Origin of the sequence: Streptomyces sp. NPDC006365 (genome assembly GCF_042870755.1) — a bacterium.
Classification (GTDB): Bacteria; Actinomycetota; Actinomycetes; order Streptomycetales; family Streptomycetaceae; genus Streptomyces; species Streptomyces xiangluensis.
In genome coordinates, this window is sequence record NZ_JBIAHS010000006.1 from 225,854 (window position 1) to 240,066 (window position 14,213).

Sequence of the window (14,213 nt, forward strand, 5' to 3'; positions counted from 1 at the left end):
CGCGGCCGTTCAGCCGCCGAGATAGGCGTTGACGATGTCCTCGTCCGCCACCAGTTCGGATGCCGGCCCGTGGAGCTTCAGCGCTCCCGACTCCAGGACGTACGCACGGTCCGCGATCTCCAGCGCGGCCAGCGCGTTCTGCTCCACGAGCAGCACCGTGGTGCCCTGCTCGCGGATCCTGGTGATGGTTTCGAAGATGACGTCCACCAGGACGGGGGCCAGGCCCATGGACGGCTCGTCGAGCAGCAGCAGCTTCGGCTTCGCCATCAGCGCCCGCCCCACGGCGAGCATCTGCTGCTCACCGCCCGACATGGTGCCCGCTTTCTGGTTGATGCGTTCCCGCAGCCGGGGGAAGAGGTCGAGGACCATCTCCCGGTCCCCCGCGATCTCCTCCTTGTCCTTGCGCAGGAACGCGCCCATGTCGAGGTTCTCGTCCACGGTCATCCGGGGGAAGATCCGCCGGCCCTCCGGGGAGTGGGCGATGCCCCGCTTGACGACCTCGTGGTCCGCCAGCCCGTTCAACTCCTCGCCCTGGAAGGTGATCCGGCCGTGTCGCAGCGGGAGCAGGCCGGAGATGGCCCGCAGGGTGGTGGACTTGCCGGCGCCGTTGGACCCGATGAGGGTGACGATCTCGCCCGGGTGGACGGTCAGCGACAGGCCCTTCACGGCGGCGATGTTGCCGTAGTAGACGTGGATGCCGTCCAGCTCCAGCATCGGCTCGCGGGTGTCGGTCACGCCGCCCTCTGCGCTGGTGCCGCTCATGCGCTCTTGCCCCTTCCGGACTTTCCGAGGTACGCCTCGATGACCCGCTCGTCGTTCCTGATGTCGTCAGGGCCGCCCTCGGCGATCTTCTCGCCTCGGTCGAGCACCGTGATGCGGTCCGACAGCTGCATGACCACACTCATGTCGTGCTCGATGAGCAGGACCGACAGATCCTTCTCGTCCCGCAGCCGGTGCACGAAGGAAACGAACCGGGCCGATTCCTGCGGGTTCATACCGGCCGTCGGCTCGTCGAGGAGAAGGATGCTGGGCTGCAGCGCCAGTGCTCGGGCGATCTCCAGCCGCCGCTGGTCGCCGTAGGAGAGGCCGCGGGCGTACTCGCCGGCGAACTTGCCGATGCCGACGAAGTCCAGCAGTTCCCGGGCGATTTCGCGGGCCTCGCGCTCCTCGCGGCGCTGCCGTGGAGTGCGTACGACGGTGTGGAACGGCCCCGACTTCAGCCGGGAGTGCATGGCCACCTTGACGTTCTCCTCGGCCGTCATCAGGCCGAACAGACGGATGTTCTGGAAGGTACGGGCCATGCCGAGCGCGGCGATCCGGTGCGGCACCAGGTTGGTGGTGTCCTTGTCGCCGAGGAGCACCCGGCCGCTGGTGGCCCGGTACAGGCCCGTGAGCACGTTGAAGAAGGTCGTCTTGCCCGCGCCGTTGGGTCCGATGAGGCTGACCACCGACCGGTCGGGGATGGTGAAGCTCACGTCGTTGACGGCCACCAGGCCGCCGAACTTCACGGTGATGTGCTCGGCGCGCAGCTTCGGCGGGGCGTCCGCCGCGGCCTCCTGAGGCGTTTCCTGCGAGGCGGTCGTCATATCGTGTTCCCTGCCTTCTGCCCGAGCCCGTCCTCAGTGCCCTCGGTACCGGTGGCAGCCAGCGCGTCAGCGCCCACGACGTCGGCGGTCGGCGCGTCTGCCGCCGCCTCCAGTTCGGCGTCCTCGGCCTCCAGCACCTCGTCCAGCTCCGGTGCCGACTCCTCCATGTCGGCGCCCAGCGCCTCGCGTTCGGTCCGGCTGGGTTCGCGCAGCACGAGCCTGGTGCGCGCTTCGGGCAGGATGCCCTCGCGTCGGTAGATCATCATCAGTACGAGAATGCCGCCGAAGAGAAGGAAGTTGTACGAGGGGAAGTTGATGTCGGTGCCGAGGTTCTCGTTGATCGTGTTGCCCATCTGCGGCAGCCCCGTGGAGTTGATCCAGGCGAGGACGAGCGCGCCGAGGGTGACACCCCAGACGTTGCCCATGCCGCCGAGCACGACCATCGCGAGCAGCGTGATCGAGATCGAGAAATTGAACCGGTCGGGCAGCACACCGCCGACGTGCGTGGCGAAGGCGACACCGGCCAGACCGCCGGCCACCGCGCCGACGGCGTACGCGGCGAGCTTGGTGCGCATCAGCGGTACGCCCATCATGCTGGCGGCGAGCTCGTCCTCGCGGATGGCGAGCCATGCGCGGCCGAGGCGGCCCTCGCGCAGCCGCAGCGAGATGAACATGACGATGGCCGCGATCACGACGAAGATCACGAACTTGTACACCAGGTCGAACGGGCCGAGCGTGAACCCGCCGATGCTGATCGGGTCGACCGGGGTGATGCCCCGGGCGCCATTGGTGAGGTTGAAGCCGCCGATGTCGTCACCGTTGGTGAAGACCTGCGGGATGATCTCGCCGAAGCCCAGTGTCACCAGGGCGAGGTAGTCGCTCTTCAGACGCAGCGTCGGCGCACCGATGATCACGCCCCACAGGGCGCAGAAGGCGGCGCCTATCAGCAGGACGAACCAGAAGTTGACGTGCACGCCGACCGCGGACGACTGCGCGCCGCCGAGAAAATGGAGGTTGACCTGGTGGAAGTGGCCGGACATCAGCCAGCCGGCGGTGTAGCCGCCGAGCGCCCAGAAGGCGACGAAGCCCAGGTCCAGCAGGCCGGCGTAGCCGACCACGATGTTCAGGCCGAGGGCGCAGATCACCCAGACCAGGGCCTCGTTGACCGAGCTGAGCGGCAGCCAGGTCTGGAAGAACTGCTGGCCTCCCTCGGGGAGGCTCGGCACCATGTAGTAGTAGGCCAGGAACACGAGTAGGGCGGCCGCGGTGTAACCGAGCGGCCAGCGCAGGTGGTGCGGCACGGGCAGGACAGGCAGCCGGCCCGTCCTGGCGGAGGTCTTCGCGGAGGCCATGGGCTACACCTTCTCCGTGGTCGGCCGACCCAGCAGGCCCTCGGGCTTGAAGACCATGAGCAGGATGAGGATGCTGAACACGACGCTCTGGGACCACTGCTGGCCGAACCCGTAGGGCGCGCCGTCGTTGATGCCCTGGATGACGCCGATGAGGACGCCGCCGAGCACCGCGCCGGTGATGTTGCCGATACCCCCGAGGACGGCGGAGGTGAAGGCGATCAGGCCCATCTGGTAGCCCAGGTTGTACGCGGTGGTGCCCACCACCTGCTGGTACATCACGCCCGCCGTACCGGCCAGGGCGCCGCCGATCAGGAACGTGAAGGAGATGGTCCGGTTGACGTTGACGCCCATCAGCCGGGCGGCGTCCTGGTCCTGGGCGACGGCCCGCATCGCCTTGCCCTGCCTGGTGCTGGTGACGACCCAGCGGAGCAGCAGCAGGATCGGGACTGTCACGGCGATGACGAGGAGCAGGCTGTAGTCGACCTCGAAGCCGGCGAAGCCGATGGATCCCTCCGGGAAGATCGACGGCCACTGCTTGGGTGTCGAACCGTTCCACTTCAGGCCGATGAACTGCAGGACGAAGCTCATGCCGACGGCTGTGATGAGCGCGGCCAGTTTGGGGGCACGCCGCAGGCGCCGGTAGGCGAGGAACTCGATCGTGACGTTGATGCCGCCGCAGAAGACCATGGTGCCGACCAGGGTCACCAGGAACAGCACCCAGCCCAGGAGGTTGGACTGGTCCTGGCCCATCACGGTGGTCAGCAGGAATCCGCTGCACAGGGCACCGAGCATGAACAGATCGCCGTGTGCGAAGTTGATCAGCTCGATGATGCCGTAGACCAGGGTGTAGCCCAGCGCGATCAGCGCGTAGAGCATCCCCAGGTTGAATCCGTCCGCGCTCGCGGAGAAGAACTGGGACGGTGACTTGATGAGGTTGGCGCCGAGCCAGATGACGACGCCGAGGAGGATGACGTAGGTGGCGTACCGCTGGATCAGAGCCTTTCGGTCGATCGCGGTCGGAGCCACCAGGCCGGTGGCGGTTGCTGCCATGAAGTTCCTCGTGGAGTGGAGCGGGGCGTACGCGAAGGGGGCGCGAGCGACAGGGGCGTACGCGAGGGACGAGAGCCGGAGCCGTGCCGGGGACGGGTGCCGAAGCCGTGCGGGGCGGGCGCCACGGGACTCCGCGGCGCCCGCCCCGCACTCACCGGCTCAGCTGACGGGCCAGGGCTTGAGGTAGGTCTCCGTCTTGCCCTTCAGTTCGAGGACCGAAATGTCGAGGACGTTCACGTCACCGGTCTCCTTGGAGATGGTGATCTCCTTGCCCACCGCCGACTCGTCGGCCGGGATGGTGATCCCCTCACCCTCGAACACCGCGTCCCGGACGCTCTTGCGGGTGCCGTCGGACTTCTCGATCGCCGCCAGGATCACCTGCAGCGCCTCGACGCCGTAGAGCGCGTAGTTGGTGGCCGGGTCCTCGCCGTACTTCTTCTTGTAGGAGTCCAGCAGCTTCGCTGCGGTGCCGCCCTGCTCGCGCAGCACCTCCGTGGACAGGCCCGCGAAGGTGAGGTACGTGCCCTGCGCCTGGGCCAGGCCGTCGAACTCCGGGTAGCCGGTGAAGCCGTCCGGGGTGATGAGCTTGACCTTGTCGTTGTCGCCGAGGACCTTGACCTTGTCCTTGACCAGCTGGCCGCCGTTGTTGTCGAAGATGCCGCCGAGGTAGACGCAGTCCGGCTTCTTGGACTTGATGCTGGTGAACAGGGCGGCGTAGTTGGGCTGCTTGACGTCCCAGGCCTGGTTGCCGAGCACGGTGATGCCCTGCTTCTTGGCCTCGTCCTCGAAGGCCTTGGAGACGCCCTTGCCGTAGGTCTGGTTGTCGTTGAGGACGAAGCACTTCTTGACGCCGAGGTCCTTGGCGGCGAACTGCGCACCGGCCGCGCCCTGGTAGTCGTCGGTGGCGATGACGCGCGCGTAGCTCCGCTTGCCGCTCGGGGAGTACTTCTCGGGGTCACCCGGATCCCAGGACTTCGTCAGTCCGGGGTAGGTGTTCGCGTGGGACACCATCAGCATCGGACCCTTCGGGTCCGCGTTCAGCACCGGGGCGATGATCTGCGCGCACCCGGAGTTGTAGGTGCCCATGACGGCGACCTCTTTGGCGTTGGCCACATGGTCCTGCGCGTTCTTCGCACACGTCGCGTCGTCCCAGGCACCCTTGGCGGCCGTGGAGTCGTCGTAGACCTTCAGCTGGACCTTGTACTTGCCGGCCTTGCCGCCGACCTGGTCCAGGTACAGCTTCATGGCGTTGACGGTCGCCTCGGACGCGTCCTTGGAGGCGCCCTGAAGCGGCAGATCGACACCGATGACCAGGGTGTCGCCGGACGACGATTCCTCAGCGCCCCGGTGGCGCTGCCGCCACAGGCACTTGCCGCCAGGCCGGCCACAAGTGCCATCGCCACGAACTTGGCTGATTTGAACATCCCACTCCTCGGTTGCCGCAGGTACGCGGCAATCTGAGGCCTGTGTGTTACCCCTGAGGTACATGGGAGCTAACGGAAATGTTTCGTATTGACGGGTCATTCGATCGTTATCGATCGTCCATTTTCGGACGCAGGGGATTTTGAGGGTCCGGCCCCATGCCGTCCGGTGAGTGCGGCGCCTGCCCGACGTCGTGTACTACGCGCGGTGGTGGGCCGGGACGAGGCCGAGCGGCTGGTACGGGCGCGCGGCAAGGTGCTGGACGCGCTCGGCTGGATGCGCCCGGCGGGACGTCACGCACGTCTTTCCCGAACCGGCCGCCCTCGCCGAGGCCGAACCGGACGGCACCTCGGAGCCCTCGCCGCGCTCCCGCCGACGGACGCCTGCGGCTCGACACGGGCGCCGATCGCGACGACGCGCATGAGGCCCTGTCACTCCGCCAACCCCCAGCGCGGCGCCTCCTCGTTCGGCTCGACAGGTGCGATCCGCAGGTCCGGGCGGTCGCCCTTGGCGGTGATGAGGGCCGACTCGCCCTTGCTCAGGGGGATTTGGATCGTGCCGTCGCCGACGGAGTCGTATCGCAGCGGACGTCCCCGGCCGTCCCGTACGTCGATCGGGCCCGCAATGCCATGCCGTACGACACAGGGGGCGCCCGCCTCGCTGACCAGCCGGACCCAGCGGGTCACCCCGCCCTCCCGCACCGCGCTGAGCAGAAACGCGCCCTGCGTACGGAAGTTGTGGACCGTCAGGTCCGTCCACGCCGCGGGGAGCGCGGGGAAGACGCGAATGGTGCCGCCCCAGGACTGGCAGACCATGTCGTGCAGGGACTGGGCGGCCGACAGGGGGGTTTCGATGACCGGGCCGGTCTCCTTGTACATGGTGTTGGGCTGGACGAAGCGGGACATCAGCTGGCCCAGGTATGCGAGTGCGTCCTCGCCCTTGCCGAGCAGGGCCGAGATCGAGGCCGCGCCCGTGAACGTATAGCCCTGAAGTGCGCCCTCGAAGCCCACCCAGTGGGCCAACGACCTTTCGATCAGGGCCTTTTCGTCCGGCGTCCGGCCCGTCAGCTCGTACAGCGGGTACACCGCCAGCAGATGCGAGTAGTGGCGGTGCGACTTCGCGAAGGGGATGTCCGCGCCGATCATGAAGCCGTTCCCGTCGGTCGGATACGCGACCCGTCGCGCCAGTACCTCGCGCCAGCGCGGCGCCAACTCGTCGTCGATGCCGAGGAGTTCGGCCGACTCCAGCAACGTACGACAGCCCCATGTCAGCAGCATCAGGTCGTAGTTGCAGTCCCTCGAGTTGCCGCCGTACTCCGGTGAGAAGGTGGCCGGCAGATGCAGCTTGCCGTCCGCGCCCGGCTCCAGGAAGTGCAGGTAGTAGTTGATCGCCTTGCGGAGGAGGGGGAACAGGACGTCGCGGAGGACCGACTCGTCCATGGTGTGGCGGTAGCTGAGCCAGACGTTGTGCAGGGCCCAGGTCAGGTTGCCGACCTCGGGAGTCGGCGGATCCTGGCCCGGGATGCCGACACCGTAGCCGAGTACGGGGCCCGTCGCGCCGCCGTTGACCAGCGAGGCGTCGGTGGTGCGCGGGATGCCGAGGGAGTCGGCCCGGTACGCGGGCGCCATCTCGGCGGTGAGGTTGTCCCGGAACTCGCTCAACGCCCTTGTCACCGCGTCGAGTTCGAGGTGGTTGGAGCCGTGGATCAGCCAGTACTCCAGCTGCACGTTCAGGTTCCACCACGTCGCCGGCCACGGCGTGGACTCGACCCAGGGGCCGCACGTGGCCATCACGGGCGCGTCGCGCCGGGCCGCGGACGCCGTCTTGTAGAGCTGGATCCAGTAGAAACGCTGGATGCGCGCGTCGGGCAGCGAGAGGAAACCCTTCCGGTAGAAGGCCCGCCACCAGGCACGATGCGCCACCGCCAGGAGATCGTACGAGAGGAGCGAGGCGCTGCGGACGGCGGCCGTCGCCCGCCCGAGCGCCGTCGACTTCGGGTACGAGTGCGCGACATGCGCGTACAGCGTGCGCGTACGGCCCTGGGTGCGCTCCCGCCACGCGGTGACATGCTGACCGCCGGACAGCAGCGGCTGTACGGCGGTGGAGATGCCGTCGTGTTGCCCGGTCTCGGCGGGCGGGTTGGCCGCGTACCCCGCCGGCAGCGGCCGGAAAGCGGCGCGCGGGCTGATCGCCTCCGCGGGGTGGAAGACCCACTTGAAGTCGCGCTCGCCCTCGCTCGGCGTCACCTCGATGGCCAGTACGGAGAGGGAGTTGTGCACCAGGGCGCGGATCGTGAGCGTGCCCCGGTCGGTGGTGAGCGTGCCGGTCAGCTCGGCGTCGCGCAGGCCGAGGCGCCAGTCAAGGCCGGTGATCCCGCCCACCGGTTCGAGTGTGAAGTGGCCGATCGGCAGCCGCGCGAGCCCGAAGAGCGAGCCGAACTCCGGGCGGTGGTCCTGGACTTCGGAGTGCTGCACGTTGAAGCGGATGGCCTCGGTCTCCCTGCCCGGTTCGGCGTAGATGCCGGACCCCAGGAAGCCGTTGCCCAGGAACGGGCCCTCGTACCAGGTCTTCGGCATCCGCTGCCAGACCAGGTCGGCGTCGTCGAGGACGGTACGCCAGGGGTCGGAGGAGGGCGCGCCGGCTGCGCCGGAAGCCGCCGTGGCCGGTGCGGGCAGGCCACCCGCGAGCAGCGTCCCGCCGAGCGCGGAGCCGGTGGCGAGCACGGTACGTCTGGACGGGCTGGGCATGGCGCCTCCTGGCGGCTCGCACGACACAGGGACGTGACAGATTCATCGGAGCTATCCCCTAGCGCAAGTTAGAGATGACGCGGGGGCACGTCAATAAGCCGGGAGAGATCCGATGTGTTGGGGCGCTCAGTCCTTGCGCTCCCGGGCGACCCAGCCCCGCTCGTGCGCCTGCCAGCCGAGCTGGAGTCGCGTCGTCACGCCCGTCAGTTCCATGAGCCGCTTCACCCGGCGCTGTACGGTCCGCAGGCCCAGGTCCAGTTGCTTGGCGACGCTCGCGTCGGTCAGTCCGGCGAGGAGCAGGGAGAGGATCTCCAGGTCGGCGGTGTCGGGTCCGTCGGGCTCCTGCTCGGCGGGTGTGCCGGCCGTGCCGAGGCGCAGCGGGAGCGCGTCCCGCCACACCGACTCGAACAGTGCCGACAGCGAGGCGAGCAGCCCGCTCGCGTGCACCACGAGCGCGGCGGGTTCGAGGGCGCCCGACGCCAACGGCACCATGGCGATAGCCCGGTCGGCGATCTCCAGCTGGGTCGGCACCTCGTCCACGACCCGTATCCGCTCGTCGCGGCCGAGCGCCTCGGAGAGTTCGGCGATGCCGGTGGGCCGGTGCAGCACTGCGCGCTCGACGACCACTCGGTGGCGGGCGGCCTTCTCCTTCGCGTCGTTCTCCGCCCCGGTGAAGAGGGACGCGTCGGCGGTGACCAGCGCGCGCACCTCTTCGCGCGCACCGAGCCGGAGTTGCAGAAGCCGTTGCGTGACGGCCGCCGCGCCCGTCACCACCTCGACCAGATCGTGCCCGGCGGGCTCGGCGGCCTGCGCGCGGTACTCCTCGGCGAGCCGCGCCGCCGCCAGCTCCGCCTTCTCCAGCTCCTGACGCCGCTGGGTGAGCAGCGCGCCGAGGGCGACCCCGGGCGGCGCCGCGACCCAACGCCCCGGCCGCACCGAGGACTTGGCCGCGAGACCGTGCCGCTCCAGCCGACGCAGCGCCCGCTCCGTGTCGTACTCACCGAGCGTGAGCCGCCGCGCGAGGTCCGGCACGTCGGCGGCGCCCACGGACACCAGTGCCCGGTACGCCGACTCATGCGTCTCGTCCAGACCGATCGCTCCCAGCATCCGGCGACGCCCCTCCTCGATGACCGGCCGTGGCGGAAAAGTGCCACGGCGCAAACGTGCCGCCGCACATCATTCCCGTACCACCGGCCTCTCTGCCACGGTTGCGTCACCCTGCCCGGGCTGCGTCACTGTGGCACCGACTGCCGTGCGTCGTCAGGGTCACCGGGCGGTTTTTCCGGATGCACCGTTTTCATCCGGCCCGTCCAGTGGACAATTGGGGGCATGAGCCAGCAGGGGGAGACGCCCACCGGTCATGAGGACGACTGGTGGCGGCAGTTGTACGACGACTCCACCGAGGACACGGGACCGGCGGCCGCGGCCGACTCCCTCGACGACCGGTTCGCCTCGGCGGCGGGAACGGTCGGAGTTGTTCCGCGTCAGGGTCCGCCCGGCGGGGGCGCCCCCGCGAAACCGTCGGCCTCGGAGCCGCAGCCCTCGGTGCCGCAGCCCTCGGTGCCGCCGGGCGCCGACGCACTGCGGCGCAGTGGGCTTCGGCGGCAGCGGGCGCCCTGGGAGGCGCCGCCTCCTGAACCGCCGGGGCCGGCCTCCTTTCCGCCAGGGCCCAGGCCGTCTCCACCGGGTCCCAAGCCGCCGGGATTCGGTACGGAGGTGTCCGGCGGCGATACGTCCACGGAGACGCCGGGGGCAGCACCGGTCGCTTCCGCCTCCGCCGCCAGTGAGCGGGCCGATGCGCCCACGGATGCCTCGTACGGCAAAGGAGTTGAACGAGCTGATCGGGCCGAGCCTCCGGCCGGCGGCCCCGACACATTGATCGACGCCCCTGCAGGCGACCCTTCGGACACCCCGTCGTACGACCCGTCAGCAGCCTTTTCAGACACGCCGTCCGCCTTCCGGACCCCCGCCCCACCCACCGTCGGCTACGTCGGCTCCGGCCCGCCCACCTACGACCCCGAACCCACCGCCCTGCCGCCCGCGAACCCCGACGATCTCGACGACCTGGTCGCCGACACGGTGCTGGACGGGGCGCACTACGGAGCCTGCACGCTGCGGGCCGCTTCCGTGCGCGGGGACTCCGCGCGGTACCGGGGCGAGCCACGGCGGGACTCGTTGCTGACCGCGCGGTTCGGGACGGGGGAGCAGGCGCTGGTACTCGTCGCCATGGCGACCGGAGCGCGGGCCACACCCGGCGCGCATCTGGCCGCCGCCGAGGCCTGCCGGTGGATCGGGCGGGCCGTGGGCCGCAGCCATGCGCGGCTCGTCGAGGACATCAGGGCGGCCCGGCGCGGCGACCTCAAATCCGGGCTGCACCGGCTCGTCGACCGCAGCCTCGGCAAACTCCGGGCCGCCGCCGCCGAGCAGGGCATCGACCCGGAAGAGTACACGGCGAGCCTGCGCTGCCTGCTGCTTCCCGCCGACCCGGATTGCCGTACGCGCGTCTTCTTCGGCGTCGGAGAGGGCGGCCTGTTCCGGCTGCGCGACGGCGAACTTCAGGACATCGAGCCGAGGGTCGCCGAGACCACCGGCGGGGCCGTGGTCGGCTTCGGCTCGCCGCCCTCCGAGACCCCGGAGGGCGACCGGCTGACCATGGACCTTGGCATCACGACACCCCCGAGCCCGTACGAACCCGCTCCCCAACCGCCCCGCCCGCCCTTCCGCTTCCGCGCTTCCGTGGCCCGCCCCGGCGACACACTGCTGTTGTGCACGGGCGGGCTGGCCGAACCGCTGCGCGGCGAATCCGAACTCGCCCACCACCTGACGGCCCGCTGGACGGACAGCGAGCCACCGGGCATGGCGGCCTTCCTCGCCGACGTCCAGGTGAGGGTCAAGGGATACGCCGACGACCGCACGGCGGCAGCGGTCTGGGAGGCGTGACGCGTCCGTCTCATGTCCGCGTGGAGCGGCCGGAGGACGGCCGATTCCCACCGGGTTGTCCCTTCCTGTACGGGGAACCCGTGGCCGTGTCGCAGGTAGTTGACCATTCGACATGACTGGCGCGTTCCGGGCGGGGCATGCATCCCGTGTAAGTGTTCGAACAAGAGGGGGCGACTTCGACGTGCGGGCGGGGGTCATGAAGAGGCAGGCACGAGGGGGCGGTCCCGTGGTATCCGGGGCCTTCTCGGTGAAGACGACAAAGACGGTGAGGTCGGCGGAGGAATCGGCGAACGGCGCGAGGGACCGGCAGGGTGGTCAGCGGCTCAGGCGCAGGCTGCGGCGGGCCGATCTGCGGGCCGTGCCCGAAGTGCGCAGGGCACTGCGGGAGTTCCTCTCGCGCTGGGGGAAGCCCGGCGGGGCCGAGACGGCGGAACTGCTGACCAGTGAACTCGTCACCAACGCCCTCGTCCACACCGACAGCGACGCGGTGCTCACAGCCACTGTCGGGCCCCGTGGCCTCCGGGTGGAGGTGCGGGACTTCCTGGGCCGCAAGCCGAGCCTGCGGCCGTCGAACGCCGACGAGCGTACGCATCGCGACGATACGCACGGCCGAGGCCTGGTGCTCGTCGAGTCGCTCGCGGACGAGTGGGGCGTACGGGCGCACCGCGTGGGCAAGTCGGTGTGGTTCGAACTGAACGGCGGCGCGGCCTAGTTCAGGCCACGCCGCCGCAGAAAGTAAGGCCACTATGTGGGGGAAGCCTCAGGGGAGCACCAGCATCGGCATCAAGCCTCAGCCGAACTGCTGCTCCAGGTCCTTGAGCTTGCGCTCCAGGGAGTCCAGTCGCGGCAGAGCCATGGTGTCGTCCTCGGCCGTGAGGTCGACCGTGACCGGCTCGGCGCCTCTAACGGCCGCGAGGGAGGGACGGGGGGCGCGCATGGGCAGTGGTTCCGGCGTCGATATGGCGGGCTCCGCGGTCACCTGAGCGGGGGCCGCGGGCGCCTGCACGGCCTGCACCTCGACCTGCCTGCCGCCGCGCCCGATCAGTCCGCGGTGGCCGCGGGTGAGCGCCTTGATGCGGGCCCGGTCCAGCCGCTCCTGGTCGCGCCGGCGCTGCCGGTTCGTCTCCTTCTGCCGCTTGTCCTCGCGCACTTCCTCGACCGCCTCGTCCAGGCTGCGCACCCCTTCGAGGAGCATCAGCGACCAGGCGCCGTAGGTCTCACGGGGAGCGCGCAGCCAGCGGACGATCCGGATCTGCGGCAGCGGGCGGGGCACCAGGCCCTGCTCGCGCAGCGCCGCCCGGCGGGTCTGCTTGAGAGCCCGGTCGAACAGCACCGCGGCCGACAGCGACATGCCGGCGAAGAAGTGCGGGGCGCCCGCGTGGCCGGCGCCGCGAGGGGCGTGCACCCAGTTGAACCAGGCGGCAGCGGCCGCGAACGTCCACACAAGTATCCGGGAACCGAGGGCCGCGTCACCGTGGCTGGCCTCGCGTACCGCGAGCACCGAGCAGAACATCGCGGCGCCGTCCAGGCCGAACGGAACGAGGTACTGCCAGCCGCCGGAGAGATTCAGGTTCTGCTCACCGAAGCCGACCAGTCCGTGGAAGGAGAGCGCTGCGGCGACCGCGGCGCAGCAGAACAGCAGCACGTAGGAGGCGGTGCCGTAGATGGCCTCCTTGCGCCGGCGTCGCTCCTCGCTGCGTTCCCAAGAGTCGTCCGCTTCCGCTTTCTCCCCGGCGCGCTTGCCGCGCGCGAGCACCGCAACCGCCGCCAGCATGCCCAGGAGCAGTACGGCGCCCGGAAGCAGCCAGTTCAGCGATATGTCGGTCAGTCTCATCTGGGGTCCCTTGCATTGGGATAGGGCGTAACGCCCGCCATAGTGGCCCAATCCCGTCGGCCCTCAGGGGTTTTCGGCGCAAGAGGCCGCCAAGGGAGTGCAAGGGGATGCGCAGGGCGACGTTCTGCTCGAACTGCCGGTCGAGGGACAGGAGTTGAGTGCGAATAAGATTACCCGTATCGGTGGTTCCACGGATAGTTCCTGCGACAAGTGAGGAAGTTGTGAATCGCTCGTAACCTGGGGGGTTCGCTCGCGGCTCGCAGTGGCTCTCAACTTACCCTGGCGGCAGCGCACTTGCTGCGAAGGGCGCTCAACCTGCCGCTGGCGCCGCCAGCTTCTCGATGCGGACCGCCTCGCTGTTGCGGGGGCAGTTGGCGCAGGTGTCCTCGGGTTCCAGGGTGTAGAAGAAGCAGCAGCTGGCCCGGTCGCGGGTGGACAGTGAGTCGCCGCCGGGGCCGGTCAGTTGGCGGAAGGCGGGGGTGCCGACGTACGGGCGGGTCGTGCCCGGGAGCAGCCGCTCCAGCTCGGCCATCACGCGCGGCTCCTCGCCGAGTTGCCGGCCGATGTAGTGGAGGCTCTCGACCAGGTCGTCGGTCACCGTGCCCCACAGGGCACGGCCCCGGCGGCGCATCCGGGGGCCGAAGCCGCCGAGTACCGGTTCAAGATGCTCGGCGACGGCTGCCCGTACCTCTTCGCGCAGGGCCTCCTCGTCCGGTACGACGCGAGCGCCGGGCAGCGTGGCCGCCGGGTCGTTGGGCAGGCAGGCGAATCCGTCGACTCGCACCGCCATGCGGCCCAGCTCGCGCTGGTAGGAGACGTTCTCCAAGGGGAAACGGGGCACGCGGCGCAGCAGGAACCACGGCACCGTGAACAGCAGGCAGGCCGGCCAGGCGTACCGGTGGAGACCGAAGCTGGCGATGACGTCGGGGCGGGCCTGCTGTTTGTAGTCCTTGAGTACCTGTGCGTTGTCCCACGCGAGGAACGCGTCGAGGTCTTCTCCGCCTGCTGCGAGCCGGTCGACGGCTACCCAGCCGCCACCCTGCGGAGCCTCCTCCTCGGGGCCGAGTTCCGTGATGCCCAGGTAGGGATACGCCTCGGTCAGGCGGTCGTACGCCTCCGTGACGACCATGTACGGACCCCCACCCCTCACGCTCGTCTACCAGGTAAGGCTTACCTTATCCGATGTGGTCGAGGTTTGAACTGCCGCCCGCTGCGCCTATCGTGCAGACTTACGACCACATCACCCGCAATAGCCACAAGTACCGCCAACCCCGGAGGAGGC

The 14,213-nt window shown here is 69.6% G+C and carries 11 protein-coding genes; 2 read left to right on the forward strand and 9 right to left on the reverse strand.

Annotation, left to right across the window (positions count from 1 at the left end):
* Positions 1-9: 9 nt before the first annotated feature.
* From ACFYO0_RS19320 to ACFYO0_RS19350, 7 genes are all read right to left on the reverse strand, one after another.
* A complete protein-coding gene (locus tag ACFYO0_RS19320) occupies positions 10-762 on the reverse strand; it encodes an ABC transporter ATP-binding protein (protein ID WP_388677079.1) in 753 nt (250 codons plus the stop codon).
* Positions 759-1,586 carry an ABC transporter ATP-binding protein gene (locus tag ACFYO0_RS19325; RefSeq protein WP_388677082.1) on the reverse strand — a complete coding sequence of 276 codons (828 nt, stop codon included), beginning with the start codon at positions 1,584-1,586 and terminating at the stop codon, positions 759-761. The genes ACFYO0_RS19320 and ACFYO0_RS19325 overlap by 4 nt, the downstream gene beginning before the upstream one ends.
* Entirely contained in the window at positions 1,583-2,938 is a 1,356-nt protein-coding gene (locus ACFYO0_RS19330; RefSeq protein WP_388677085.1) for a branched-chain amino acid ABC transporter permease, read from the reverse strand. Before ACFYO0_RS19330 ends, ACFYO0_RS19325 begins: the two co-directional genes overlap by 4 nt.
* 3 nt (positions 2,939-2,941) lie before the next feature.
* On the reverse strand, positions 2,942-3,988 hold the full coding sequence (locus ACFYO0_RS19335) for a branched-chain amino acid ABC transporter permease (protein WP_388677087.1): 1,047 nt from the start codon (positions 3,986-3,988) through the stop codon (positions 2,942-2,944).
* Between the two features lie 159 nt (positions 3,989-4,147).
* On the reverse strand, positions 4,148-5,512 hold the full coding sequence (locus tag ACFYO0_RS19340; RefSeq protein ID WP_388677090.1) for a branched-chain amino acid ABC transporter substrate-binding protein: 1,365 nt from the start codon (positions 5,510-5,512) through the stop codon (positions 4,148-4,150).
* 329 nt (positions 5,513-5,841) lie between these two features.
* Complete coding sequence (locus tag ACFYO0_RS19345) at positions 5,842-8,157, reverse strand: glycoside hydrolase family 95-like protein (protein WP_388677092.1); 2,316 nt, start codon at positions 8,155-8,157, stop codon at positions 5,842-5,844.
* A gap of 126 nt (positions 8,158-8,283) precedes the next feature.
* On the reverse strand, positions 8,284-9,264 hold the full coding sequence (locus tag ACFYO0_RS19350; RefSeq protein WP_388677095.1) for a helix-turn-helix domain-containing protein: 981 nt from the start codon (positions 9,262-9,264) through the stop codon (positions 8,284-8,286).
* A gap of 222 nt (positions 9,265-9,486) precedes the next feature.
* Between ACFYO0_RS19350 and ACFYO0_RS19355 the strand changes: the two genes are divergently transcribed.
* Positions 9,487-11,097, forward strand: coding sequence for a protein phosphatase 2C domain-containing protein (locus ACFYO0_RS19355; RefSeq protein ID WP_388677098.1), 1,611 nt, complete (start codon positions 9,487-9,489; stop codon positions 11,095-11,097).
* A gap of 247 nt (positions 11,098-11,344) precedes the next feature.
* Positions 11,345-11,809, forward strand: a complete 465-nt coding sequence (locus tag ACFYO0_RS19360) for an ATP-binding protein (RefSeq protein WP_388677100.1) — start codon at positions 11,345-11,347, stop codon at positions 11,807-11,809.
* Between the two features lie 78 nt (positions 11,810-11,887).
* Here the strand turns inward: ACFYO0_RS19360 and ACFYO0_RS19365 are convergent, their stop codons facing one another.
* Both ACFYO0_RS19365 and ACFYO0_RS19370 read right to left on the reverse strand, forming a co-directional pair.
* Positions 11,888-12,931: a DUF2637 domain-containing protein gene (locus ACFYO0_RS19365; RefSeq protein WP_388677102.1), complete on the reverse strand. Its 1,044-nt coding sequence runs from the start codon at positions 12,929-12,931 to the stop codon at positions 11,888-11,890.
* Positions 12,932-13,241: 310 nt separating this feature from the next.
* Positions 13,242-14,060 (reverse strand): (2Fe-2S)-binding protein, encoded by an 819-nt coding sequence (locus ACFYO0_RS19370; RefSeq protein ID WP_388677105.1) that lies wholly within the window; start codon positions 14,058-14,060, stop codon positions 13,242-13,244.
* Positions 14,061-14,213 lie beyond the last annotated feature (153 nt).